Source organism: Methanoregula boonei 6A8 (genome assembly GCF_000017625.1).
Lineage (GTDB): Archaea > Halobacteriota > Methanomicrobia > Methanomicrobiales > Methanospirillaceae > Methanoregula > Methanoregula boonei.
Window position 1 is genome coordinate 1,429,561 of sequence record NC_009712.1, and the last position, 24,280, is coordinate 1,453,840.

Below are 24,280 nucleotides of genomic sequence, written 5' to 3' on the forward strand. Positions count from 1 at the left end.
GAGTGAACTCTTTGGTTGCAGTAATTGACATGACCAAGTGTACCGGATGCGAAACCTGCGTAAGCGAATGCCCGGCTTCCGCCATATCCATGGAGAATGAAAAGGCAAAAGTAGACAAGGATATGTGCGTGGACTGCCAGACCTGCGTTGATGCCTGCCCGTCCGAAGCCATCCAGATGGAATAATTAAAAAAAATGTGCGCTCTTTTTTAACCCCGCGTTGCAGGCCGGCCTATGAACATATGACGGACCGGGCAGCGATATAACCCCCAATTGCGGACAACTTTCCCGGATTACCTTAATACGGCCGGGAATTTGCAGCAGGAGAACAGGGACAAACTGTAAAAAACAATGTTTTTATTATCACAGATGAAATGGGACTTTACAACCCGCCATCATCTCAAACGGGATAGATAATCACCAAGAACAGGACCTGTCAGCCATGATCAATGTTGGAGTGCTCGGAGCAACGGGCGCGGTTGGTCAGAGATTTGTCGAACTTTTATCGGATCACCCCTGGTTCAATCTGACAACCCTCGCAGCCTCGGAACGCAGTGCGGGAAAACCCTACGGAAAAGTAGTCAACTGGCGCCTTGAGACGCCCTTCCCGGAGAAGATTGCAAAACTTAAGGTCACTGCCATTACCCCTTCTGCAATGAAGGATGTGGATCTCGTATTCTCCGCGCTTCCTGCAGAAATTGCACAGGATGTGGAGAATACATTTGCCGATGCAGGTATTGCAGTCTGCAGCAACGCGAGCTCGCACCGCATGGAACCGAACGTCCCACTCGTAGTGCCTGAGGTCAACCCGGAACATCTGGGACTGATCGATGTCCAGCGCGATGCGGGACGGGACGGATTTATCGTGACCAACCCGAACTGCTCCACGATCATGCTGGTTTCTGCCCTGGCACCTTTAAGAAAATTCAAGTTTTCGGATATTCGTGTCGCAACGATGCAGGCGATCTCGGGAGCCGGTTTTGCCGGTGTGGCCGCGATGTCCATCTACGACAATATCATTCCCTACATAGGAAAAGAAGAGGAGAAGATGGAGACCGAAACCCTCAAGATCATGGGGACACTCAAAGGAAAAAAAGTGGTCAATGCCCCGTTCCAGGTGAGCGCAAGCTGCCACCGGGTGCCGGTCATTGATGGCCACACGATGGCAGTCTGGGTGGATATCAAAGAGCCGGTCGAGACGGTAAAGAAGGCGTATGCGGACTACAAACCCCCGATCAAGGGACTGCCCACCCAGCCCGCAGAGTCCGTGCACCTGTGTGCCGAAGAGGACCGGCCCCAGCCCCGGCTCGACCGGATGCGGGGGCATGGCATGACCGTATCGGTCGGGCGTGTGCGCGAAGGCCTCAGGTTCGTGGCCATGGGACACAACACCATCCGCGGTGCAGCGGGTGCAAGTGTGCTGAATGCAGAGCTGATCTCAAAGAAGAAGTACCTGTGATTTTTATGGAGACAAGCATGCAGCCGATGAAAGAAAATACCGTGTTTGTGGGAAACAAACCCGTGATGAACTATGTGCTTGCGGTCGTCACCCAGTTTAACAACGGGGCCGGTGAAGTCTCCATCAAGGCCAGGGGCAAGGCAATCTCACGGGCAGTCGATACCGCAGAGATTGCCCTGAACCGGTTCCTCGATGGAATCAGCAAAAAGGAGATTATTACCTCCACTGAGGTGATCGACACCGATACCGGCAAGACCAATGTCTCGAGCATCGAGATTATCCTTTCTGCAAAAAAATAATTTTTCCGGGGAGGGAGAAAACGTTCCACCTCGAAAATTCTTCAGTAAACCGGAGGACAGGGCAGTAGAAAAACCGTAAACCATTTAACTGGTGCATTCACAGTCATAGTGTTATGAATGCACGGGCAGCCACGTGTATTTTTCTTATTCTGATAGCACTCTGTATCGTACCGGCTGCAGCTGCCAATGACGAACGATATGGCTATATCACCCTTGAGTCGGTGCAGATCCAGCTCCACAACGATACTGCAATTGTTGATATGCATTATTCAGTTGATGAAGGAACAAGGATTATTTTCTTCCTGCTGGGAAAGCAGGATCTCAAAAACAAACTAATCACTATTCTCAATTATGACGGCGCCCAGATGCAGTACGTCAACCTCTCCGATGCCGAATTTGTGGTGGACAATGCATCGTACTCCTACGGAAACGGGGTGTACTGGTTCCCGACGCACCAGTTTAATGTGGTTATTCCCCGGCTGACGATCACTTCCCCCCAGGTGATCCGTAATTATACCAATACAAACCTGTTCCCCGAGGGAATGGGATACTTCGAGAATCCCCCTGAGGATCAACCGGCATCTTCGGCGTGATTATTACATCCTTGAAGCACGGCAGGTATCAGCATTGAACGGACTGTACCCTCTCGTGGCACGCAGAGGTTCCTTCCTGATTCCTCAAATAATCCGGGAGAAATCATCCTGTTCTGGAGTCCTGTTCATATCATTTCAGATATTAAAAAGGGAGCTTTCGGCATATCAGCCCGGCCCAAACACTCTTTGTCAGTATCAGATTGTTTCGATAATAGCTTCCTTCTGCGCTTCAGCCGCCCTTTTTGCAAGGACATACTGAACAACAACGCCGGCGATCGCGCACGCGAGCCCGAAGAGGGTAGAGTACACAATATATATCCCGGCGGATGACGGGCCAATGGGGAAACCGGAAACACTGCTGACCGCAAGGATATAGGTACTTGCCCCGTACAGGATCAACCCGATTGCCGTTACAAAGAACGGGAAAACAACGACTTTGACCAGGTTCTCCCGCTCATTGATGTACACATCGGTGATAACTCCAAGCGAGGTGACAAGGCCGGCAACGATCAGCCAGAGGATAGCGCCATATATAAAACTCATGACATACAGGAGGACTCCGAGGCTGTTGTCCGCTGCATAATAGTTCAGTACCGTGAAAAAACCGATGGTAAACCCGATAACCACCAGCACGATGGTAGTGGAATACGTGACAAAGGAGAATTTACCCCGGGACATCGATGCCCGAAGTGCATTGATCACCCCGTGGATCACTTCATCCAGGCCAAATCCTTTGTACAGCAGGTACATCCCGATGACGCCAACGACAATGATGGTTGCAGTCCCGGGGTACCCAAGGATGTACGCACTTGCGTACAGCAACATGGCAAGCCCGAGGGGGACAAATACCACCCGGGATACCTTGGGATCGTCCAGAAGCTTTTTGAGGATATAATAGGTCCCCTCAAGGTTGGGCATCTGGTTGACAATCACGCGCCGGATACTTGCCACCGGGATCCGGGACTGGATAATGGGAACGACGAATTCATCTTCGGCCCCGTCGGAAACAAGAATGCAGGAGGTCGGCTGCGTTGCTTTTATCACATCATCGAGGGTTGCTGCGATCTTCCGGTCACCCTCGATCATATGGAGGTGATTGCCGGCAATCACCGCCACTACTGCATCTTCCCCTTTTGCGATCAGTTCATCATAAATTTTTACCGCAGAAAAGATCGCATTGACATCAGAGTCCTCGGGATCGGCAAGCGCAAGCCCGTCTGCCGCTTTAAGGCATTCCTGCCTGCCAACAACCGGGCTTTCAATCTTGGCTTTCCACCCGATATCATCGTCCCGATCCACGCTCAGGACGAGCGTCCGCTCTTTTGTCATTGGTATAATAGAGTCACTGTAAATCTATTAATTATTACCTGCGATGAGGAAAAAAGAATTGACGGGGGGAGATCAGATGAGTTTTGAACGCTGGAGCAGGAGGATATCGTCCGTGGTGAGTTTTTCTCCTGCCCGGAAATTCTTGAACAGGTGCTCAGCTTCCTGGCGGACGGCTTTCTGTTCCTTGGTTACCTTGACCTTCTTGGTCTTCTTGCGCAGGCCGGAGATCACCTTATCATAATCACGCAGTTCCTTCTGGCAGGCAATAAACGCCTTGTGTTCGGCATCGGCGGATTCCTGTGCCTCGACAAAACTCTTGTGGGCAGCGTCTGCAGCCTCACGTGACTTGTCGGCCTTCCGGTATGACTCCACCATCAGGTCGTGGTGTTTCTGGGCAAGTTCGGCAAGTTCGGTTACCTTTGCATGGAGATCAGATGCCTGTTTGCGGAAATCCCGTGCAGATGTGATCTTGGTCCGCATCTCCTTGTTCTGCTCAAGCTCTGCTTCCTGCTCCCGGACCTGACCTTTCATCTGCTTGATCTTCTCGATAAGTTCGCGCTCCTTATCGGTGGTAAAGACCTCAGTCTGCTGCCGGTACTCCATGTACTCGATCTGCTTCTGGAGTTCCTTGATGCCCCGGTTCTTGAGCGAGCCGTGCTCCTTTTTGAATGATTCGATCTCCTCGAACAGCACATTTGCCTTATCGTTAAAGTCGTTGCGCTGTGCCTTGAGGTCAAGAACATCCTGATTGTACTTGTCCCGGAGATCCTTGTTCTTCTGGGCTTCTTCTACAAATTCCCGGGTCTGATTATTGAGAGTGTTACGCTCCCGTGCTGATTTGCTCGCGTTAGCGTTGAGATCGTTTCTCTTATTCTTGTGCTCTTCAGACTCGGCAAGGATCTTCTTTCTCTTTTCCATTATGTCATTCAACATGCGGTACCACTCCTCATCCTGATTCCGGTAAGGGATGGGCAGGCATACCCTTCAGAGGCAGATGCAGGGATACGCGCGATCTGTTCGCTTCCCGGCAATGAGCCGCTCTGCATGCCAGCTGCAGGGCAAAAAACATCAGAAAAGGATCGTTTGTTCAACGGTTTACAAGACTTCAGACAGAAGCCTTTGTTCGACACTCGATTCATGATGTTCAACTCCCGATACACGGATGATACCCCTTTTTGGAGTATCGCCCACCATTCTCCCACCAGATGATCTGGTCGAATGTACTATATTTTAAAGGCGGGGAGTCCACATAAGCGTTTCGCCGGGGAAACAGGAAACGGAAAGCGAAGGCTACAGAGCGACTTAAAAAAACAGATCTAAAGAAGTGTGCCTGAAAAAATCCGGGGGACTGGATTAATTCCATTTCCCCCGGACGTATGGGTATTTTCTATTTGTTTTGTAATGACGTTTCATCCAACCCATTCAAGGACGCCGCCGCCGCTGGTCTGGTCCCGGGGGGCTACCTTTCTTGCCTGGGGCATCTCGACCTGCTTGGGGCTGGATCTCTTTGCATCGATCTCCTGGACCATGGTCTTGTAAGACTGGCGGGTCCCGAGGATCTGTGCGCTCTTGACACCGGTCATGATCGCAAGGACACGGATCTTGCCTTCCATGTCCGGACGGACACGGGCACCCCAGATGACATCTGCGTGCGGGTCAAGTTCGTACGTGAGCGAGGTTGCGACCTCTTCTGCATCCTGCAGGGTAAGGTCTGTTCCACCGGTAATATGGATCAGGCTGCCGGTTGCACCGCGGTAGTCGATATCGAGCATCGGGTTGCTCAGGCACTCGCGGACAACGCTCTCTGCCTTGTTCTGCTGCTTGCTCTCTCCAACAAGCATTGAGGCAACACCGCCCTTGGACATGATGGCCCGGACATCAGCGTAATCGATGTTGATGAGGGAGGGCTCGGTGATGGTCTCGGAAATACCCTTAACGGTCTCACCGATAAGCTGGTCCATGACGGAGAATGCCTGGCCCAGCGGGAGATTCGGGACAAAGTTCTTGAGCCGGTTGTTATCGAGAACAATGACTGAGTCTGCTGATGCGGCAAGTGCCTCAAGTCCTTCTTCTGCACGGATCAACCGGGCCTTCTCAACCTGGAACGGGTAGCTGACCATCCCGACCACGATTGCGCCCTGTTCCTTTGCTACCTGAGCAACAACCGGGGCTGAACCGGTACCGGTACCGCCTCCCATACCAGCGGTAATGAACACGAGATCCGCCGATTCAAGCAGTGCCTCGAGTGTCGGGCGGGCCATCTCGGCTGCGCGCTTACCGACATCGGGGTAACCACCGGCACCAAGACCACGGGTCAGGGACTTCCCGATAAGGACACGCTTGTCAGCCTGGATCATATCCAGGTGCTGCTTATCCGTGTTGATCGCAATGGTTTCCGCGCCCGAGACACCCATGTGGTGAATACGGTTGACGGTGTTATTGCCACCGCCTCCGCAGCCGATAATAACAATTCTCGGCTGCCCGAGGAAATCTTCATCCGGTGCATTGGATCCGGACTTTTTTACTTCCATTTCAAGTTCGGAATTTTTGAGTGCATCGTTGATTATGCTCTGCATTTCTACCCTCTCATACCTTGAATGAAACCTGGTCATTATCTTTTAAGACACGGCCCGCTCGCTTTTCAACGAGATCACGGACTGCAGCCCGGACTGCTTCAGATACATTGGGATACTCGCCTGCATCCACCATCTGCTGGAGCAGGCCAATCTGTTGTTCGGGCAACCGTAAGGTGATTCGTTGCATCATTGTATCTCCATTTCTGACACATGTCTGCTATTTGTCATCTATGTGTCTGACAAGGGGAACACTTGTGTCTGACTTAACCAGATAAACCAAAATGAAACACAATAATATAAATATCTTTTCATTTGATTCCGGGCCATTCTCCAAACGCATTTATGACTTACCGGCCAAGTATTTTGAAAAAAGACGGTTGATTTGATGGCTGCTGATTTTCCAAAGCCGGTGATTCACGGAGGAACCGGAAAGAGGGAGCGTGAAAATACCGGGAATAACCTGTTGGATTTCAGCGCGAGCCTCAACCCCCTGCCGCCGGAGTTCACCTGGTCATGCGCATCTGCGGATCTCGCAATCTACCCGGACAATGAATACCACCGGCTCAAGGAGTGCATCGCCAGAATATTTCACCGGGACAGGGATGAGATCTGTGTGGGGAACGGATCCATCGAACTTATCCGGGTCTTCTGTTCGGTTGTGCTCTCGGACAGGAAAACCTACTATGCCGGTATGCCTACATTTGGAGAGTACGATCTCTCTGCCCGCCTGGCCGGTGCAGTTCCTGCCACCAGCGAGAAAACGGCAGATGTAACCTTTGCCTGCAACCCCAACAACCCGACCGGGGATCTCTCCACACGCAGCGATATGCTGAAATGCTCCCGGACCGCGGCATTGCATCGCGGGATCCTTTTTGCCGATGAGGCATTTATCGAGCTGGCAGATCCTGCCCAGTCCGTTGTCCGGGATGCCGGAGAATCGCTCTTTGTCCTGCGGTCACTCACGAAAAGTTTTGCCGTTCCGGGCATCCGGTTCGGGTATGGTTTTGGGGATCCCGACCTGATCGCCAGAATAGAAACTACACGTCCCCCGTGGAGCGTGAATGCGTACGCAGAGGCGTTTGCCCTTGCAGCATTTGACCACCTTAAAGATCTGGAAAAATCCCGGGCATACATTGGAAAGGAGCGGGAATTTCTCGAAATGAAGATCCGGGATCTCGGCCTGCAGTGCCATCCGTCACAGGTAAATTATATCCTGGTGGATTGTACCCGCGATGCGGGTCCGCTCTGTTCAGAGCTTGCAAACCGGGGCATTCTCGTGCGTGACTGCAGTTCGTTTGGCCTGCCAAAAAGCATCCGGGTGGCTGTCCGGACCCATGAAGAGAACGCACAGCTTATGGAGGCACTTGCCGCATGCGTGCGCTGATCATGGCCGGGGGGGCCGGAAGCCGCCTCAATCTCGGTGAAAAACCCCTTATCCTCATCAACAACCAGCCAATGATCCGGTACATTATCGATGCATTTTGTGGCGCCGGGTGCGGGGTTATTGTCGCTACGTCCGGAAAAACACCCATGACACGGAACTGGTGCCGGGCGCAGAGGATCGATTTGTACGATGCAAGAGGCGCAGACTACATCACAGATATGGTTGAGGCAGTCCGGGCACTGGAAGAAAAGCGGCCGCTGTTTGTGTGTGCTGCCGATATTCCCTGTATCGATACCGAAATAATTACTACGGTCTCGGAGGCATACTCTGCTTCGGGAAAAGATGCCTGCTCTACATGGGTCCCGGCACGAACAGTCACCTCTTGCAGGGGAGGGATCACCTACAGGTCAATGATCCGGGATACCGAAGCATGTCCAGCCGGACTCAACATCCTGCGGGGCGATCGTATCGCGGAAACCCAGGACGAACTCCAGCTTGTACTCGATGACCCGCGGATTGCCATCAATGTCAATGCCCGCTCTGACATTCTTGCTGCAGAAGCATTTCTCCGGAAGCGACAGGGTACAGCGTGAACTGTCCCCGGTATACCGTGATGTACGTTCATACCACATGTTAACAAACCCCAATCGGGGCTGTATCCCCCAAATAAAGGCAGATCCTGCCGTATTTGATACGAATCAATATTAAGGTGCGGGGATTAATAGTGTAGTACTATGGCGGAGTCGCAGGAGATCGAGCTGCAGGGTCATATCATTGATTCCGGTATTATGACCCAGCTCTTTGACCGGGTCATGGACATGGGGGGAAATTTCGAGATCCTCACCTTTGACGTCGGGAAAAAGAAGACCGATCCCAGTTATGCCCGCCTTAAGATCGTTGCACAGGACAAGGAGAAACTGCGTTCCATCCTTTCGGAACTTCATCGCCTCGGTGCACGCCTCCCCCCGGTGCAGTCCGTCCATTATGTTCCTGCCGCCAGCAACCGGAACGCTCCCCGGGAATTTTACACAACCACCAACCATCCCACCCAGGTCAGGCTGGCTGACGAATGGGTGACGGTTGAAAACATTGAGATGGACTTTCTGATCGTGGTCGATCCGGCAAAGAAGAAAGCCCGGTGCACGCCCCTTGGGAAGATCAAAAAAGGCGATCTCGTGGTAGTCGGGGAAGAAGGAGTTCTGGTAAATTACCCCGAGCGGCCCCGGACAAGCAGTACGTTTGAGTTTATGCATGGCACGGTCTCCTCCGAGCGCCCCAGCGAGACCCTGATCGCCCAGATTGCAAAAGAGATCCTCGAAGTCCACAAAACCGGGGGGAAAATCATCCTCGTGGGAGGGCCTGCCATTATCCATACCGGCGCTGATCATGCAGTAGCGGAGATGATCCGGAAAGGCTACATCAATGTCCTCTTTGCGGGAAATGCCCTTGCCACGCACGATGTCGAGTGCAATCTCTATGGGACGTCCCTTGGTATGGATATAAAAACCGGGAAACCGGTGATGGGGGGACACCGGCACCATCTCTACGCTATCAGTGAGATCATGCGGGCCGGCTCGTTAAAAAATGCAGTGGACCAGGGCATCCTTACAGGAGGTATCATGTACGAGTGCGTAAAGCACGACATCCCCTTTGTCCTAGCCGGCTCCATACGGGACGACGGCCCCCTGCCCGATGTGATCCAGGACACGATGGCAGCGCAGGACGAGATGCGCAAGTACATTCCCGGCTGCAAGATGGTCCTGATGGTAGCAACCCTCCTGCACTCGATCGCGGTAGGAAACTGTCTGCCCTCCAGCGTGAAGACGGTCTGCGTGGATATCAACCCCGCCTCTGTCACCAAACTCATGGACCGCGGCACAACGCAGGCTATCGGTATTGTCTCTGATGCCGGCACCTTCTTCCCCCTTCTTGCCGAACAGATCGAGAAGCAGAGCAAAGGGAAAAAATAACCGGCCACTCCCAGACAGGAGAAAACCCTTATCTCTTTTTCCCGGGCCGGGAATGCCTATTAAAAACCGTGATGGGGGGGGTTACCGCGTCAGCGGCATACAGTACGGCTGCTCGCGGGTAAGCACGTACTCCCACTCGTTTTTGCAGGCGCAGTCCGTTTCCAGGAGAGCCCCGATGAGGTCGCGATCACCGCTCATGGAGTAATCACGGATGCCGCGGACAATCTCGTAATCGCACGTCCCGCAATTATGCGGCCCCCGTTTCTGCCCGCCACCGAGCGGATCGCAGGTAACTTCCATGGGGGCATCTTTTAAGAGGGACAGGACGCTCCAGAGATAGGGAGGACGGTATGCACCCTGCTTCCAGTACAATTCAAGCTCGGTCCTTTTCTGCACGGTACAGGGATTCATGGAGACCATCTCCACTCTTCCGGCAAGATCGGCAAACGAGGATCGCATGTCGGCTGCGGCTTCTGCCTCAGTTAAAAAGAGCGGTTTGAAGAGAAGATAGGCTTTTACCCCGGCTCCTGCGGCATGAGCCGCCGATGCAGCAGAAAAGAAATCTGCAGAGGAAAATCCCTTGTTGATGCACTTCTCCCGGATCGTATCACTGGTTGTTTCAAGGCCGATCGCACAGTAGAGGGGGACCCGGTGGGTTCCGTTGTCGAGTGCTGCGACCAACCGTTCAAGGGTATCCCGGGCTATGTACTCGGGCCGGGTCTCCGCGATCACAATTTTTCCCCGGAATACCACCCCGATCTCATCAAGGAATGCGGGTGGGACCTCGTTTGGGTCAAAAAAACTCCCCGAGGTAAAGATCTTGATCATTGAAAAATCATCAAGGGAAAACTCCGAACGCACCCAGGCAAGCTGGGAATGCAGGTGGGCATGCAACTCTTCACAGGACCGGGCACGGTACTTCTCGAACCGGTAACTGCACATCCGGCACCGGGCCCAGGAACAGCCACCCGATTCAAAGATGATGGTCAGGCACTCAACGGTGCCCCTGTTGTACCGCTCCTTTCCCCGCCAGCACGCGAGGGGCTTTCTTGGGGCTTCAGAAATCATTAACAGCCCAATTGTTGATCTTGTACATAGATGAAGAAGATCCTCCTTCTCTGTACCGGGATCCTTTTTCTTATCGCCGGCGTGACGGCGTACCAGGTTTACCTGTATGCCCCCTCTGACCTTACGGTAGGCATGCCACTTGTGGTTAACGGCACAACGACGTTTGGCATCGGGACACCTATCGATGTGGTCCTCTACCAGCAGGTGACAACCAGCACAGAGATCGAACGGACGGTAGCGTATGTCCAGTCGGATAACACATTCAGGGTGATCTTTGACACGACCGATCTCACCCCGGGAACCTACAAGGTCGAGATCCCGGCAAGCGGCACGGGGGACTCGATTACCATGAGACAGGTCAGGCTTGTGGAACGCTCTGACGAACTTTCCCTGTCATCCCCGATAGCCCAGGCACTGCCCGGCCCCCTGCTCGTTGCCGGGCAGATCCCGGCCGATATCAATACCGGTGTCCAGATTATCGTAATCGAGGCGGACAACAGTATCTTCTTTGGCCCGGCATATGTAGGAACGGACAGCCAGGGCAGGTTCAACATCTCGGTTCCGGTCAGCCAGCCCGGGGATTATGACGTGAGTTTTACCGATGCTGACGGGTATATCCGGACACAGACATTCCGGGTTACCGGGGGATCTGCACAGGCTTCAGCGGAGACCATCTCGCCGGTCGCTGCAGTCTCGGCTTTAGGGATCGCATCCCGCGAGGATCCGGTGTACTTTACCGTGCAGCCATCAGGAAACGGTCCCCTCACCATCACCACTTCAGCCACTTCAGACTGGATTGTCGAATACACGGATGCAGACGGGAACCGGAATACCCTTCATGAACAGGGCGGGGCCGTTTCTCCGGATATCGTCATTAATGACACCGGGACACCCCTGTACTTCAAGGTCTATCCTGACAAGTACTCGGTCACCGACGATATCTCAATCTCAGCCACAAATGCAGATTCCATCGACGTCAGCGGGAATCCACCGGCAGCCTTTGGGCAGGCGCAGCTGCCTTCCCAGCAGGTACCGGTAACGCAGTCCCCGCTTGGGGCAGAAACAGGAATCGCTGCGGCGGGGATCGCCATGCTGTGTCTCCATTTCCTTGTACGCAGACCATAAGGATCGATCCATTCATTACCATTCCCGTATTTTTCCGCATGCTTAAACACCGGATAAGAAGCCTTTTTCATATTGCACCGCAAAAAGAGTAGACGCATAAATGCCGGGGTAGTCTAGTCCGGTAAGGCGGTGGCCTTGAAAGCCACTGGTGCCCTGCACCTCAAGAGTTCAAATCTCTTCCCCGGCGTCCGGCCCCTTATTCTCCCGATCTTCCGCATCCGGTACAGCAGTCCCCACATAAGGCCTGTGCGATTCGTATCACTGTTTTTATGAGTGAGGACATGCTATAGTAGATAACCGGATACAGGTGTGATCCATCGATGTGCGTTGCAGTTCCTGCCGAAGTGCTTGAGATAAAAGACGGGAATATCGGGGTTGTGGATTACGGCGACCTTAAACAGGAAGTCCGACTCGATCTCGTTGACGTAAAAGTCGGGGAGTTCGTGCTCGTGCATGTGGGTTTTGCGATCCAGCGTCTCTCCCGAGAGGATGGTCTTGAGACCCGAGAGATCTTCAAGCAGGTGTATGCCGCACTGGAGGAGTGATGCACGAGTACAGCATCGCTTACGACCTGTACGTAACCGCAAAGAAAGCAGCGATTGATAATAAGGCAACGCAGGTAAAACGGATACGGGTTGACGTGGGAAAGATGGCCATGGTAAACCCGGAACAGGTGGTCTTTTTGTTCGATACCATAAAAGAGGACGACCCGCTCTTTTCTGCCGCAGTCCTTGACTGCACGGAGGTAGAACCGGAAACGAAGTGCCCCTGCGGTTACCAGGGAAATGAGATCTATGTCTGCCCCCGCTGCGGGGCACTGCCTGAAGTGGTACGCGGGAGGGAAATTGTGGTGACCAATATCGAGATCGAGGCGGAGGATTCCCCATGAAGGTCAACCTGATGCACGGTGCCGGGGGAGAAGTAATGGGCGAACTCCTGCAGACGCTCACAAAATTCTCCCACAACAATGCCGGCGGGATCGGATTAGAGTCCCTTGACGACGGGGCCGTAATTCCGATCAACGGTACAAACATTGTTTTTACTACGGACTCCCACGTGGTCCGCCCGCTCTTTTTCCCGGGCGGGGACATCGGGAGGATATCGGTCTGCGGTACCGTGAACGATCTTACCATGATGGGGGGCCGGCCGGTGGCACTCTCGTGCGGGATGGTGATCGAAGAGGGTTTCGATGTGGCCGATCTCGCCCGGATCGTTGCTTCGATGGACGAGGCGCTGGGGGAAGCCGGGGCATGCCTTGTAACCGGCGACACAAAAGTGGTTGAACGGGGATCGCTTGACGGGATTGTTATTAACACCGCAGGGATTGGTGTTGCAAAGACCGTTGTACGGGACAACGGACTTGTCCCGGGTGATGTGATCATCGTTTCGGGGACGCTGGGCGATCATGGGATCGCGATCATGGCCCACCGTGAGGGCTTCGATCTTGGCGAGCAGATCCATTCCGATGTTGCCCCGCTGTGGGGAATGATGGAGGGGGTTCTTGCCGCCGGCACCATCCACGCGATGAAGGATCCGACACGGGGCGGGTTTGCCAGTGCCATCAACGAGATGGCCAAAAAGAGCCGGGTTCAGGTAAGGATCGAAGAGGACCGCATCCCGCTGCGCCGGAGCGTGAAGAGTGCGGCAGGGATGCTCGGGATCGATCCGCTCGAAGTGGCAAACGAAGGAAAGGTCGTAATGGGAGTGCCGGCAGCCGATGCAGATGCGATCCTCGCCGCACTGCACTCACACAAATACGGCAAAGATGCAGCAGTTGTCGGCAGGGTGGTTGCCGGGTCCCACGTGATCATGGAGACGGCGATTGGCGGCGAGCGGTTCATCGAGCCGCCCATGGGCGATCCGGTGCCCCGGGTCTGCTGATATCACCCATTCGTTTTAAAAAATAACAGAGGTGCCGGTGTCCGGCACGCTTTCGTGCGGCACCTATTCTCCGATATACTGCATCAGCAGGTCGAGCGCCTCAATCTCTTTTTTCCCGCCGCATTTGCGCACGATGCTGATGTGATAATCGATCAGCTTTTTTAACTCCGGGTCCCGGTTGTCCCGGTACCGGGTCGCATGCACGGTCGCATCGATAAGGTTAGAGAAGCCCCGGTTTACCGGGTGGACCGCAACGCTCTCGATGATCTCTTTTTCCCGGGTGAGCCCGACCCTGATGGTCCCGGAGGTATTCTTTTCCACATGTGCAGTAAACGCCACCCATGCCTCGGCATCTGCAAGCCGGTACATCGGTTTTCCTGCCACCGGCTCTTCCACAAATGCATCCCGGGGGAGATCATCAAACGCAGTCTTTACGTACAGCAGCGGATCATGGATGAGGTTTGCCACCACCCACCCGTCCCGCACAACGTTCTCTACAGTGTGGGTGCCGGAGAAGAGGAGCATGGTCGTGCTCCCGTCACGGACATGGATCCCGATAGGTGCCGCATTGAATGCGGTGGTCGCGATCACTTCATTGATGCCGGATTTCAAGAGTCCCATTCCCATCCCTCGCCAAGGGCAATAAAGATCGCCGCAATCGTGATATCGGCAATCGAACCCGGGTTGATGCCGGCTTTAATACATTCGGCATCAAAGGTTTCGAGCACTTTTTTTTTGTCCAGCACCTGCCGGGCATTCTCCATAGTCTGCTCCGCAACTGACCGGCCGTGCTTCTTGATGATAAACGTGTCCGGCTCGGTGGCAAGGAGAGTTAAGAACATCTCGACAATTGCTTCCCGGCCCGGCCCTATCTGGCGGAGGATGTCGGCCCCGCGCCGGGTAAGGGCAAAGCCGTTGATCCACTCCCGGGCCACCATGTCGTGGGGCGCAGAGTGCTGCATCACATCGAGCAGGGACATATTACGCTCACGGAGCTCGTCAAGGGCCCGCGGATCATTTACATCGAGCTCATCCGTATCGTTCATCCGGACCCGGGTAAGGGCAAAGGCCTTGTAGAACGCCACGGCATCAGAGATATCGGTCCTGGTGACAGCTGCATTTCCCCCCGCGATATCGCCACCGTACAGGAGAGGGACAAGGAGGAGGAACGCCCCAAAATGCGTGTTTCCCCCCGAATGGACATTGGTCTGCCGGACCGCATGACCAATGATCTCGCCAATCCGTCCCCTGCCGGACGCGGCTTCTTCAAGCGCCGGGCGGGCGAGAATCACAGATGCAAGAAAATGTTCGAGCCGGGTATCGGGGTAATCGTGGCACCGGTCCACGTTACCGGGTTTGGGGAACGCGCAGACCTCAAGCATCATGGCAAGCTGCGCACGTTCAGCGGGAGTCAGGAGATGGGACGTCATGGAAGATACGACTCATTATCGTATCTGAAAGATCGCGTTTCCGGCGCATATACTCTTTCTTTGAGAGTCTTTCAGAGGCAAGCGTCATGTCCCGGAACATGCAGGGTGAAGAGGTCTTGCAGCACCATGCAAGGCTTCCAAAACAGGTATGGGGGCCGCCATCGAGCGGTGTGCCTTTTATCGCCTCCTGTTTCATGCCGATATAATCCTCCTTTGACATGCCGATCTTTGTTAAGGCAGGAAGAAGCGGGCATTCCTTGACCGGCATGCAGCAGAACGTGAGAGCCCGTATGTCCCCGCCCCGGCAGAGCTGCTTTGGGGAATTGTACCAGCCTTCTTCATCAGCATACCGGGAGATGGCTGCATCCAGCCCCGCAAGGGTCTGAACATCAGATTTGCGGGCAAGCGAGACCAGATCGGCACCGTGGGAGAGCATCTCCCGCATCCGGTCAAAGCTTGTTATCCCGTTGTTTGCGATGATCATAAGCGGGCAGGTGTTCCGGATCTGGCGGAGCTTTGCAATGCCCTCATCCATGAGATCGATATGGAGGATATCTGCCCCTGCCTGCCACAATGTCCGGACAAGTGCCCGATCATCACCGGAAACCCCTGCCCGGATCTTGACCGAGACCGTGACCCCTTTCTCTTTGAGAGCCTTTACCACAGCAACAAGGGTCCCGGTATTTTTGAGATAATACTCCCCGGCCCCGGCTGCAACCATGGGAGCCTGCCGGCAGTGGGCATCGATCTCGTACACCACCGCATTTCCAAAGGCTTCCGCAACAGCCGTGAAGGCTGCCGGTGAACTCCCCCGAAGGTTGATGCCGGTAACCACACCGGACCCTTTGAGCAGATCTATTTCGGCACCCAGCGCTGCGATGGGATCGTCGTACAGGAATTCCTTTCGCTCGCCCCCGGCTGCCATCTCCCGTGCGGCATCCATCGTGGGCCGGTCTATGGAGTACCCTCCGATGAATGCAACCCCGGCGTGATTTTTGCGTTCGAGCACGTACCGGGCATCCACGATTCCCGCCATGGATGCAATGACCACCGGCGTCTTTACCACGTGATCGTTAATAACAAGGCCGTACCGTTCGAACGCATCCATCATAAGTTCATATCAGTTGCGAGTTGCATCGGAAATATCCTTTGGATCGGAACACTCATGCCCAAGCATGATATGCGGGGAATTTGGCATAGCCAAAAAAAGGAAATCCTTTCACCGTGAAACTCGCGCTTTTCCCAATCTGCTGTCTCTCGTTCGCGGACGATCCAAATGACAAACCATTATTACGATCACATCCCATTTTTCATACGTAATGTGTTATCGTGGGAAAAAGTACACGAATCTCAATAAACACAGAACGGTCTCAACAGCGGAGTTACCCCCATGAGTAAAAAGGGAATGTTACTGGTAGGCCATGGCAGCACCATGCCCTACAACAAGGAGCTCATCGAATCCACGGCAAAGATGATCGCAGCGCAGACCCCCGAGTTTGTGGTAAAATGCGGTTTTATGAATATCAATAAGCCCTCGATCAAGGAATCACTTGCCGAGTTTTCCAAAGAAAATATCGATGCACTTGTTGTTGTCCCGCTCTTTCTTGCAAAAGGCGTCCACATTGAAAAAGACATCCCCGGCGAGATCGGCCTCCCTGAGGGAACCAAGAAGGGCACGTTCGGGCTCAACGGGAAGACCATCCCGCTCGTGTACGCCGATCCCATCGGGATCGACCCGCTCCTTGCCGAGCTGATGGTCAAGAACGCCCACAAAGCCCTTGCACACGTCTGACCGCATATGCGGGTACTGGTCCTCGATACGATCCATGGCGGAACGGAGATAGGGCGAGCCTTTGCACGGGTCGGTCACACCGTTGATGCTGTGGACGTGTACCGGGGGACTACACCCGACTCAGCAGACCGGGCCGCAACAGCCACGTATGATCTGGTGACAGCCCCGGTCCATCTCGATCCCTCCCACCCGCTCCTTGCCGGGCGAACGGAACCGGTGATCACCCACCATGAGGCCGTGCGGCGCCTGCTTGCAGGGAAAATACCCCATCCGATGATCGAGATCACCGGGACCCGGGGAAAAACAACAACAGCATATGCCCTCGCACATATCCTTGCCGGGGCCGGTCTCCTTCACACTTCGACCGGCACGTACGCGATGCCCGGCCGCCGGCTGCTTTTCAAAAAGAGTATTACCCCGGCCTCGGTGCTGGATGCAGCAGGAGAGGCCATTGCCCTCAAAGGCTGGCTTGTGGCAGAAGAATCGCTGGGGGTAACCGGGGCCGGCGACCTTTCCATCATTACCTCCCCTGTCGATTACCGGTGCGCAGCCGGGAAAAAGAGCGCGCTTGCAGAGAAGGTGACAGCTGCCCAAAAAAGCCCGCTGCTTCTCTGTGCCCCGGGCGTCGCGTCCGGCGGGCACCCGAATGCCGTGCATCTGGATGATGTGGCAACGGTTAACGGCGACCGGTGCAGTATCACAGTTGCCGGCCGGTCCGGGACTTTTGCAAACCCGCTGCTTGCCCTGCCCGGGTACCGGGTTCCGCTTGCCCTTGCCGGAACTGCAGCCCTCCTGCTCGGACAGAACCCTGCCCCGCTCTCCACGTTCCCGGGAGTTCCCGGGCGGATGGAGGTACGAAAAGAGCAGGGGATCCTTGTGATCGACAACGCAAACAGCGGGACAAACGCGGAGACCACTATTGAGGCCGCCCGGTACGCCCGTGACTGTTCAGGATCTCCCGAGATTACTCTTGTGATCGGGACGGTCAAAGGCGATGGTGCTGTGTGCGAAGGGTTCCCCGAGGATCAGATACTATCAGCGATCCGGACAACCCGGCCCCGGACCCTTATCCGGGTCGGGAATCCCCCTAAGTGTTCCGAAATCCCTGGCCTGCCTGCAATTGATGCAGTCTGCCAGACCCTCGAAGAAGCAGAACGCTGCGCCCGGGAAAGGACGCAGACCGGAGCCATCGTGCTTGCGGTCAAGACCTGGAGATAAGTATGCCTTCACGATTCATGCACCCCCGCCCGAGCTCGATTGTGGCCGCCCTCTATACCGCACGTGACCTCGAAGTGGATGTCGCCATCCTGCACGGCCCCTCGGGCTGCTCTTTCAAGCACGCCCGTCTTCTCGAAGAGGACGGGATGAGGGTGCTTACGACAGCGCTTGCGGACAACGAGTTTGTCTTTGGCGGCCAGAAGCCGCTCGAAGAAGTGCTGAGGTATGCCGAGGACCATTTTGCTCCCAAAAAGATAGCCGTGATCGGGACCTGCGTTTCTATGATCATCGGTGAGGACCTGCAGGCCGCCATTGACAGCGCCGGGATCACTACCCCGACAATTGCCGTTGATATTCACGCGGGCTTTACCGAGAATATTGCCGGCGTGCTCGCGACACTTGAGGCGGCGGCCGGAGCCGGATGGATCAGTGCCGATGAGCTTGCCCGCCAGCACCGGCTCATGGGAAAGGCAAATGAGGTGGAGAAACTCCGGGGCGCTGCCTCGCAGGAGTACCTGGAGCCCTCGCGGGGCGATCTCAAGCACGTAGCTGCACAGCGCCTTATCGAGTGTGCAAAGAGCGGGGCAAAAGGGGTCGCGATCCTGAACGCGAAAAAAGAGACCGCATACATGTTTGCCGATGAACTGATCGCTCTCCACGATGCCTGCCCGGATGCGGATATCACCTATATTGCGAACCTGGACAACGGAGGCCTGCCCAAGGTGCGGGCGGACGCCGGTCGTATCCTTGCGGAAATGGAGAAACGCGGAATTCATCCTGAGCTCATCGGTGCGCTGGATGAATACGGGGCAAACGGCGATGCACTCGGGGCCCGGATCCGGGAGATTGCACCCGCGTTTGCACTTATCGTCGGCGTCCCGCATGCAATCCCCCCGGAGTACACAAACGGTATCGAGTGCTTCTCGGTGACAAACGGCCCGCGGCAGGTGGCGCCCCTCAAGGCCATCGGTCACCGGCATGTGCTCGTGGAGATCGACCTCCACCCGCGGACGCTGGGCGTGCGCGAGATTGTGGAAAGCGAGTTTGGGGCAGTAGTTCGGAGCCTTGCGCGATGAAGTCCCTCCTCATAACGGGTGACCGGTCCGGCAGCGGGAAGACCAGCATCACCCTTGCATTAGCTGCGCTCTTAAAAAAGCGGGGAACGGTCCAGACATTCAAAGTCGGGATGGACTACATCGATCCTTCGTACCTTGCAGCAGTCTCGGGCCGGCCCTGCCGGAACCTGGACAACTTTGCCCTTGGTGACGGGCAGATCCGGGGTATCTTTGCCCACGGATGCAAAGGCGCAGACATCGCGCTTGTGGAAGGTGTCCGGGGACTGTACGAGGGTGCAGAGGCACTGGACGACACCGGGAGCACCGCCGCCATTGCAAAAGTCCTTGATCTCCCGGTCGTGCTCGTGGTCTCGGCCCAGAGCATCACCCGGAGCGCGGCTGCGATCGTGAAAGGTTTTCAGGCATTTGATCCCGATATCCGGATCGCCGGCATTATCCTCAACCAGGTCAAGGGCGGATCGCACCGGGAGAAAGCTACGCGGGCGATTGAGCACTACTGCGGCGTTCCCGTGATTGGCGCCATCCCCCGGATGGAGGAGATGCAGCTTGCCATGCGCCATCTCGGCCTTGTCCCGTACCGCGAGGGCGCGGGCTGCGGGGATTTTGACGAACGGATCCGGACGATCACCGGGATCATCGGGGACCACGTGGACATCGACCGGCTCCTTGCGCTTGCAAAAGAGGGTACGCCATCAGCAAGGGACACGCTCTTTGAGCCTGCACCGGAGCAGGACATCCGGATCGCTGTTGCCTACGATGAGGCGTTTAACTTCTATTATGCCGATCTCTTCGATCTTCTTCCAGCGCTCGGAGCAACAGTCGAGCAGTTCAGCCCGGTCCATGACCGGCTTCCCGAGTCGGACGGCTACATCATTGGGGGAGGTTACCCGGAGCTTTTTGTCCCGGAGCTTGAGAGAAACGATCGTATGCGGGAGGCAATCCATGATGTTTCCCGGAACGGGACACCGGTCTATGCCGAGTGCGGCGGGCTCATGTACCTCACTGACCGGATGGTGTTAAAAGAGGGATGGCAGGGCAGGAAAACGGAACTCTCCGGGGAGATGTGCGGGATTTTCAAAGGAGAGACCGTGATGCCGGCAAAGAGGGTGGTCAGCTACGTGGAGGGGACAAGCAGCAAAGACTCACCCGTGGGTGCTGCCCGGTTCCGGGGCCACGAGTTCCATTATTCCGGGGTTACGCTTGACCCCTCCACGAAATACGCGTACCGCCTCTCGCGGGGGATCGGCATCCATGACACCCTCGATGGTGCGGTACGCGACAATACGCTGGGGAGTTACACTCACCTCCACCCGGTCGGGAGCAGCGAGATGTTCCGGCACTTTACCGATCTCTGCCGTAGTCGCCGGTAAGGCACGTTTCCCGAAATATTCGTGCACCGGAAATATTGGCGGATTCCTGTTTTGGCAGGGGAATTGCCAGTCTTTTAAAAAAAACAACAAAAAACTACAAAAGCACTGACACCCCATTTTATTTTTATGATAATCTATATTGACGGGAAATACCTCCCCGAAGGCCTTGCCAAGGTCTCGGTCTTTGACCACGGCCTGCTCTACGGGGACGGGGTTTTCGAGGGGATCCGTGCGTACAACGGCCGGGTCTTCCGGCTCAAGGAGCACCTGGACCGGCTCTATGATTCGGCAAAGACGCTCGATATCACCCCGCCGATCACAAAAGATGAGATGGCCGAAGCGATCTGCGAGACGCTGCGCAGGAACAAGCTTAAGGACGCCTACATCCGCCCGATCATCACCCGGGGCGTGGGCGACCTTGGCCTTGACCCCCGCAAGTGCAGGAGAGCGTCCGCTATCGTTATCGCGGTGACCTGGGGCGCAATGTACGGCGACCTGTACGAGAAGGGGCTCAAAGCGGTCACGGTCTCGGTCCGGCGCAACCCGGCAGAATGCCTGCCGCCGAACGTGAAAAGCCTCAACTATCTCAACAACATCCTTGCAAAGATCGAGGCGAACTACAAGGGCGGAGACGAGGCGATCTTCTTTGACACGAACGGCTATGTCTCTGAAGGCTCGGGCGACAACCTCTACGTGGTCAAGAACGGCGAGATCTTAACGCCCCACACCCTCAACAATCTCCGGGGCGTGACCCGGATGGTGGTGCTTGAGATCGCGGCGTCCCTTGGCATCACGGTCAAGGAGCAGAACCTCGGATACTTCGACCTTTATACCGCAGACGAACTGATCTGCACGGGGACCGCGGCGGAAGTCGCCCCGATCACCTGGGTGGACGGCAGGGTCATTGGCTCGGGTAAGCCCGGGCCGGTCACCCGCCAGCTGATGGCAGCCTTTACGGCGGTTACGAAGACGGAAGGCCACGCGATCTATACCAAAGCCCCCGCAAAGGGAAAGGTGGCAGCGGCTGCAAAATCCGTAAAGAAAAACAAGACCGTTGCAGCGGCAAAGGCAAAGCCCGGGGCAAAGAAGACAGCCGCCGCAGCCACAAAAAAGCCGGTTGTCCGCAAGGCCACGGCACCGGTAAAGAAGACCGCAGCCCGGAAGAAATAATCCCCATCCCTTTTTCCCAGCGGGGCTTCTACCGGAACCGGCAAAAGGCTGGTGGCGATCCCGTTCCATAACCTATTTATGAGGCAGAGTAAAACTAGTTAGAGCAACGCGCTGCTATAGTGTAGACCGGCCAATCATGCGGGCCTTTCACGCCCGCGACTGGGGTTCAAATCCCCATAGCAGCATTCGAACACTGACAGTACAACACTCTAATTCAACTTTAAAATAGAATTTATCAATTAATCTGTATCCCTTGCTAATGAGGCAAGTTGTTTTTCTAATTCAATAGATCTATCATACTGTCCCTTTGCGGCCGCCACCATACTTTTCATCCGAATATCTCCTCCCTTTTCAATTGCATCGGCATTTTTTAGGAGGAACTCGTTTAAAGCATCATCCCACCCTAACTCTTGTAGGGCTCGTATTTGCCACCACAAATCGCCATCATTAGAAGCTTGTTTAAACGCTTTAATAAAAAGAGTCTCAATTAGATTCTTTTCGACAAATTCTTTCAAATAAAAGGCGGCAGTAAAAGCAGAGTCATATTGATGAATTGCATGATGTATACCATCGATGTAATCAATAGCAGCCTGATCAAATCTCTTTAAGTCGTAATTTAATCGTCCCATTTGCAAATAGTCTTTATTTTTTAAGTATGTATCAAAATTTCTTTTCAAAACAGCTTCAGGAATTAATTCTTGTTTGTTTTGGAGACATCTTAGCCAAATTATAGTTGAATCGGGTTGCTTCTTCTTTAAGGCTAGCTCAATGTATTTATCACGTAATTCTAGGTTGTTAATTGAATGATACAATCCCGCTAATAATACATATTGCCTATGTTCTTTGAAAATTTCTGCTTGAGACGTTATCAGTTCTAATTCTCCAGTGGCAAATGGCGGTTCAGTGTCTTCAAGCGTAAATATTGCTCTTTGCTGTAAGACTAACCTAAGCCAATCTTCACGGTATAATTTGATTTGATCGGCATCTAACTTCCTATCAAAGCCACCACGAGTATGCGTTTTACCATGACATTCAAGACAAAGAACCGCTAAATTATCCAACTTATTATTGGAGGGATTCTCATCAAGATGATGAATGATGACTTGTTTTGAGTCATTTCTGCATACACAGCATGTCCTATTCGAGTCAAACAAAACTTTAGCTGATATATCAGCAGGAATTTCAGTCCGTTTTTTCTTTATCATTTAAAAATAGAAATGAGAATTAAACAGAAATAATTTTGGATTAACGATAATGTGCATTTTTTTCTCCCTTGTTCACTCATCCAGTACATATCTTTCCAGAACGAGTTTATCACACCTCCTTCAGGGACCAAATCATCCGGATAAGGCTCATCGCTAAGGTTCGGGAACAGCGTTCCGTCATCCCCCTTACCCATTCCTCAATCTTCCCTTGTCCAGCGATTCCACCCCCTCCCTGTGCTTCGCAGTGAGTCACTCGGGCGCCTCGTCGGGCCCTCGCTGGGTAAGGATCCTAAAAAGCTCAATCCCGGTAAGTGCGTAGCGCAAAAGCCGACGAGGTGTTTTGCGCGTCCGGCATCGCTCCGGTTCAGCGGCCCGGAAAAAATTCTACGGGACGAATCCTTTCTTACTTTGAAATGGTCTTTCTGTTTTCTCCGGCCGCGTCCATATGATCCTTTCTCGTATACTGCGGGACGTTCCTTCAGGGAGGGGCGTCTGTCTCCCCCAAACGGGGGGATACCACCCCCCATCCACCCGATCTGACTTATCCTAATCCGAGCCCAAATTGAGCTCCGATAACCTCTTTTCAGATCCGAAAAAACCCGTATCGGGCTCCGATTTAAAACAAGCCCAAATAGGCCGTATTTTGGCAAACGGACGAATTTAATTGGTCTCATAAAGGCCATTTCCTGCCCTGATCTCACCTCAAATGGGTTTTCGGTCGATCCCGGAAAAAGATGCCAAAAAAAGGCCGCTATAGGCCGATTATGGGCGTTATATGGGGCCCAATTTGGGCGTATTTTGGCAAATAAACTGATATAATAGCCCTAATTATCTTCATGTGGAATCGGACGGTTTTACGGGCGTGTTGTGAAGAGAGTGAGAAATCTGGCCCTATCCCTCTCAAAGAGTTTGATTCGATAGTAAATCTATGAGTGAATTGATAAAAATAATTTAGGAATGTACTATTGGAGACTGAATATTCTCATGCAGAATCTTCATTTTGAGATTTTTCAAGCCAACCAAAAAAATGACCAATTGCAGCACCTAGAGCCGTTCCAACCATTATTTCAATTACTGAATATGATAATATAAGATAATTTGCAGTTATTTTTTGGTAAAATGGAACTGTAATTAAAAAAGTGAAGAACTGAATGGGGAAAAAGAGAATAATCCCAATAAATTCATACATGCCAGAGCATGTATCTTCACATTGCATAATAGGAAAATGTGATGATGGAAAATATTGCATTACTAAAATTGGTATCCAATATATCGCACAGATCAAACCATAAATAAAGCCAATTGTCGCCCCGGTTTTCCAGTTTTTCCAGTTCAT

25 protein-coding genes, 2 tRNA genes and 1 pseudogene are annotated in these 24,280 nt (G+C 53.8%); 18 read left to right on the forward strand and 10 right to left on the reverse strand.

Features of this window, described 5'->3' with window-relative positions:
* Positions 1 to 11: 11 nt before the first annotated feature.
* The 4 genes from MBOO_RS07305 to MBOO_RS07320 all read left to right on the forward strand — a co-directional run bounded on the left by MBOO_RS07305 (position 12) and on the right by MBOO_RS07320 (position 2,350).
* Entirely contained in the window at positions 12 to 185 is a 174-nt protein-coding gene (locus tag MBOO_RS07305; protein WP_012106949.1) for a 4Fe-4S binding protein, read from the forward strand.
* 256 nt (positions 186 to 441) lie between these two features.
* Positions 442 to 1,458, forward strand: coding sequence for an aspartate-semialdehyde dehydrogenase (gene asd / locus MBOO_RS07310; protein WP_012106950.1), 1,017 nt, complete (start codon positions 442 to 444; stop codon positions 1,456 to 1,458).
* Positions 1,459 to 1,475: 17 nt separating this feature from the next.
* Positions 1,476 to 1,757 (forward strand): DNA-binding protein Alba, encoded by a 282-nt coding sequence (gene albA, locus MBOO_RS07315; RefSeq protein WP_083756220.1) that lies wholly within the window; start codon positions 1,476 to 1,478, stop codon positions 1,755 to 1,757.
* A 113-nt stretch (positions 1,758 to 1,870) separates the two neighbouring features.
* On the forward strand, positions 1,871 to 2,350 hold the full coding sequence (locus tag MBOO_RS07320; protein ID WP_012106952.1) for a hypothetical protein: 480 nt from the start codon (positions 1,871 to 1,873) through the stop codon (positions 2,348 to 2,350).
* A gap of 195 nt (positions 2,351 to 2,545) precedes the next feature.
* On the opposite strand, the gene MBOO_RS07325 is transcribed toward MBOO_RS07320, so the two are convergent.
* The 4 genes from MBOO_RS07325 to MBOO_RS07340 all read right to left on the reverse strand — a co-directional run bounded on the left by MBOO_RS07325 (position 2,546) and on the right by MBOO_RS07340 (position 6,445).
* Entirely contained in the window at positions 2,546 to 3,679 is a 1,134-nt protein-coding gene (locus MBOO_RS07325) for a DUF373 family protein (RefSeq protein ID WP_012106953.1), read from the reverse strand.
* 72 nt (positions 3,680 to 3,751) lie between these two features.
* Positions 3,752 to 4,612: a coiled-coil protein gene (locus MBOO_RS07330; RefSeq protein WP_012106954.1), complete on the reverse strand. Its 861-nt coding sequence runs from the start codon at positions 4,610 to 4,612 to the stop codon at positions 3,752 to 3,754.
* Positions 4,613 to 5,088: 476 nt separating this feature from the next.
* Complete coding sequence (ftsZ, locus tag MBOO_RS07335) at positions 5,089 to 6,255, reverse strand: cell division protein FtsZ (RefSeq protein ID WP_012106955.1); 1,167 nt, start codon at positions 6,253 to 6,255, stop codon at positions 5,089 to 5,091.
* 10 nt (positions 6,256 to 6,265) lie between these two features.
* A complete protein-coding gene (locus tag MBOO_RS07340; protein ID WP_012106956.1) occupies positions 6,266 to 6,445 on the reverse strand; it encodes a ribbon-helix-helix domain-containing protein in 180 nt (59 codons plus the stop codon).
* Positions 6,446 to 6,640: 195 nt separating this feature from the next.
* On the opposite strand from MBOO_RS07340, the gene MBOO_RS07345 reads away from it, so the two are divergent.
* The 3 genes from MBOO_RS07345 to MBOO_RS07355 all read left to right on the forward strand — a co-directional run bounded on the left by MBOO_RS07345 (position 6,641) and on the right by MBOO_RS07355 (position 9,609).
* A complete protein-coding gene (locus MBOO_RS07345) occupies positions 6,641 to 7,639 on the forward strand; it encodes a pyridoxal phosphate-dependent aminotransferase (protein WP_012106957.1) in 999 nt (332 codons plus the stop codon).
* A complete protein-coding gene (locus MBOO_RS07350) occupies positions 7,627 to 8,232 on the forward strand; it encodes an NTP transferase domain-containing protein (protein ID WP_012106958.1) in 606 nt (201 codons plus the stop codon). The genes MBOO_RS07345 and MBOO_RS07350 overlap by 13 nt, the downstream gene beginning before the upstream one ends.
* Before the next feature lie 141 nt (positions 8,233 to 8,373).
* Positions 8,374 to 9,609, forward strand: a complete 1,236-nt coding sequence (locus MBOO_RS07355) for an ornithine cyclodeaminase (protein ID WP_012106959.1) — start codon at positions 8,374 to 8,376, stop codon at positions 9,607 to 9,609.
* Positions 9,610 to 9,690: 81 nt separating this feature from the next.
* On the opposite strand, the gene MBOO_RS07360 is transcribed toward MBOO_RS07355, so the two are convergent.
* Positions 9,691 to 10,677: an archaeosine biosynthesis radical SAM protein RaSEA gene (locus tag MBOO_RS07360; protein WP_012106960.1), complete on the reverse strand. Its 987-nt coding sequence runs from the start codon at positions 10,675 to 10,677 to the stop codon at positions 9,691 to 9,693.
* A 30-nt stretch (positions 10,678 to 10,707) separates the two neighbouring features.
* Here MBOO_RS07360 and MBOO_RS07365 point away from each other — a divergent pair, with 30 nt between their 5' ends.
* From MBOO_RS07365 to hypE, 5 genes are all read left to right on the forward strand, one after another.
* On the forward strand, positions 10,708 to 11,802 hold the full coding sequence (locus MBOO_RS07365; RefSeq protein ID WP_012106961.1) for a hypothetical protein: 1,095 nt from the start codon (positions 10,708 to 10,710) through the stop codon (positions 11,800 to 11,802).
* A gap of 102 nt (positions 11,803 to 11,904) precedes the next feature.
* Positions 11,905 to 11,989, forward strand: a tRNA-Ser gene (locus MBOO_RS07370).
* A gap of 133 nt (positions 11,990 to 12,122) precedes the next feature.
* On the forward strand, positions 12,123 to 12,347 hold the full coding sequence (locus tag MBOO_RS07375; protein WP_012106962.1) for a HypC/HybG/HupF family hydrogenase formation chaperone: 225 nt from the start codon (positions 12,123 to 12,125) through the stop codon (positions 12,345 to 12,347).
* Positions 12,347 to 12,691: a hydrogenase maturation nickel metallochaperone HypA/HybF gene (locus tag MBOO_RS07380; protein WP_012106963.1), complete on the forward strand. Its 345-nt coding sequence runs from the start codon at positions 12,347 to 12,349 to the stop codon at positions 12,689 to 12,691. The genes MBOO_RS07375 and MBOO_RS07380 overlap by 1 nt, the downstream gene beginning before the upstream one ends.
* Positions 12,688 to 13,683, forward strand: a complete 996-nt coding sequence (hypE, locus tag MBOO_RS07385; protein WP_012106964.1) for a hydrogenase expression/formation protein HypE — start codon at positions 12,688 to 12,690, stop codon at positions 13,681 to 13,683. The genes MBOO_RS07380 and hypE overlap by 4 nt, the downstream gene beginning before the upstream one ends.
* A gap of 63 nt (positions 13,684 to 13,746) precedes the next feature.
* Here the strand turns inward: hypE and MBOO_RS07390 are convergent, their stop codons facing one another.
* The 3 genes from MBOO_RS07390 to MBOO_RS07400 are packed head-to-tail and all read right to left on the reverse strand — an operon-like array spanning position 13,747 to position 16,224.
* On the reverse strand, positions 13,747 to 14,304 hold the full coding sequence (locus MBOO_RS07390) for a DUF447 domain-containing protein (protein ID WP_012106965.1): 558 nt from the start codon (positions 14,302 to 14,304) through the stop codon (positions 13,747 to 13,749).
* Entirely contained in the window at positions 14,292 to 15,113 is an 822-nt protein-coding gene (locus tag MBOO_RS07395) for a triphosphoribosyl-dephospho-CoA synthase (protein ID WP_012106966.1), read from the reverse strand. Before MBOO_RS07395 ends, MBOO_RS07390 begins: the two co-directional genes overlap by 13 nt.
* On the reverse strand, positions 15,085 to 16,224 hold the full coding sequence (locus MBOO_RS07400) for a methanogenesis marker 9 domain-containing protein (protein WP_012106967.1): 1,140 nt from the start codon (positions 16,222 to 16,224) through the stop codon (positions 15,085 to 15,087). The genes MBOO_RS07395 and MBOO_RS07400 overlap by 29 nt, the downstream gene beginning before the upstream one ends.
* Positions 16,225 to 16,503: 279 nt before the next feature.
* Here MBOO_RS07400 and cfbA point away from each other — a divergent pair, with 279 nt between their 5' ends.
* From cfbA to MBOO_RS07430, 6 genes and pseudogenes are all read left to right on the forward strand, one after another.
* On the forward strand, positions 16,504 to 16,905 hold the full coding sequence (gene cfbA, locus MBOO_RS07405; protein ID WP_012106968.1) for a sirohydrochlorin nickelochelatase: 402 nt from the start codon (positions 16,504 to 16,506) through the stop codon (positions 16,903 to 16,905).
* A 6-nt stretch (positions 16,906 to 16,911) separates the two neighbouring features.
* Positions 16,912 to 18,123, forward strand: a complete 1,212-nt coding sequence (gene cfbE, locus MBOO_RS07410; RefSeq protein ID WP_012106969.1) for a coenzyme F430 synthase — start codon at positions 16,912 to 16,914, stop codon at positions 18,121 to 18,123.
* A gap of 2 nt (positions 18,124 to 18,125) precedes the next feature.
* On the forward strand, positions 18,126 to 19,199 hold the full coding sequence (gene cfbD / locus MBOO_RS07415) for a Ni-sirohydrochlorin a,c-diamide reductive cyclase catalytic subunit (protein WP_012106970.1): 1,074 nt from the start codon (positions 18,126 to 18,128) through the stop codon (positions 19,197 to 19,199).
* Positions 19,196 to 20,569, forward strand: coding sequence for a Ni-sirohydrochlorin a,c-diamide synthase (gene cfbB / locus MBOO_RS07420; RefSeq protein WP_012106971.1), 1,374 nt, complete (start codon positions 19,196 to 19,198; stop codon positions 20,567 to 20,569). The genes cfbD and cfbB overlap by 4 nt, the downstream gene beginning before the upstream one ends.
* Positions 20,570 to 20,695: 126 nt before the next feature.
* Positions 20,696 to 21,559 (forward strand): annotated as a pseudogene (ilvE, locus tag MBOO_RS07425) (branched-chain-amino-acid transaminase); the annotation flags it as partial.
* Between the two features lie 290 nt (positions 21,560 to 21,849).
* A tRNA-Glu gene (locus MBOO_RS07430) sits at positions 21,850 to 21,924 on the forward strand.
* Between the two features lie 54 nt (positions 21,925 to 21,978).
* Here the strand turns inward: MBOO_RS07430 and MBOO_RS07435 are convergent.
* Together MBOO_RS07435 and MBOO_RS13910 are read right to left on the reverse strand one after the other, a co-directional pair.
* Positions 21,979 to 22,944 carry an HNH endonuclease signature motif containing protein gene (locus MBOO_RS07435; protein ID WP_012106973.1) on the reverse strand — a complete coding sequence of 322 codons (966 nt, stop codon included), beginning with the start codon at positions 22,942 to 22,944 and terminating at the stop codon, positions 21,979 to 21,981.
* Positions 22,945 to 23,926: 982 nt separating this feature from the next.
* Positions 23,927 to 24,280, reverse strand: a complete 354-nt coding sequence (locus MBOO_RS13910; RefSeq protein WP_157677633.1) for a hypothetical protein — start codon at positions 24,278 to 24,280, stop codon at positions 23,927 to 23,929.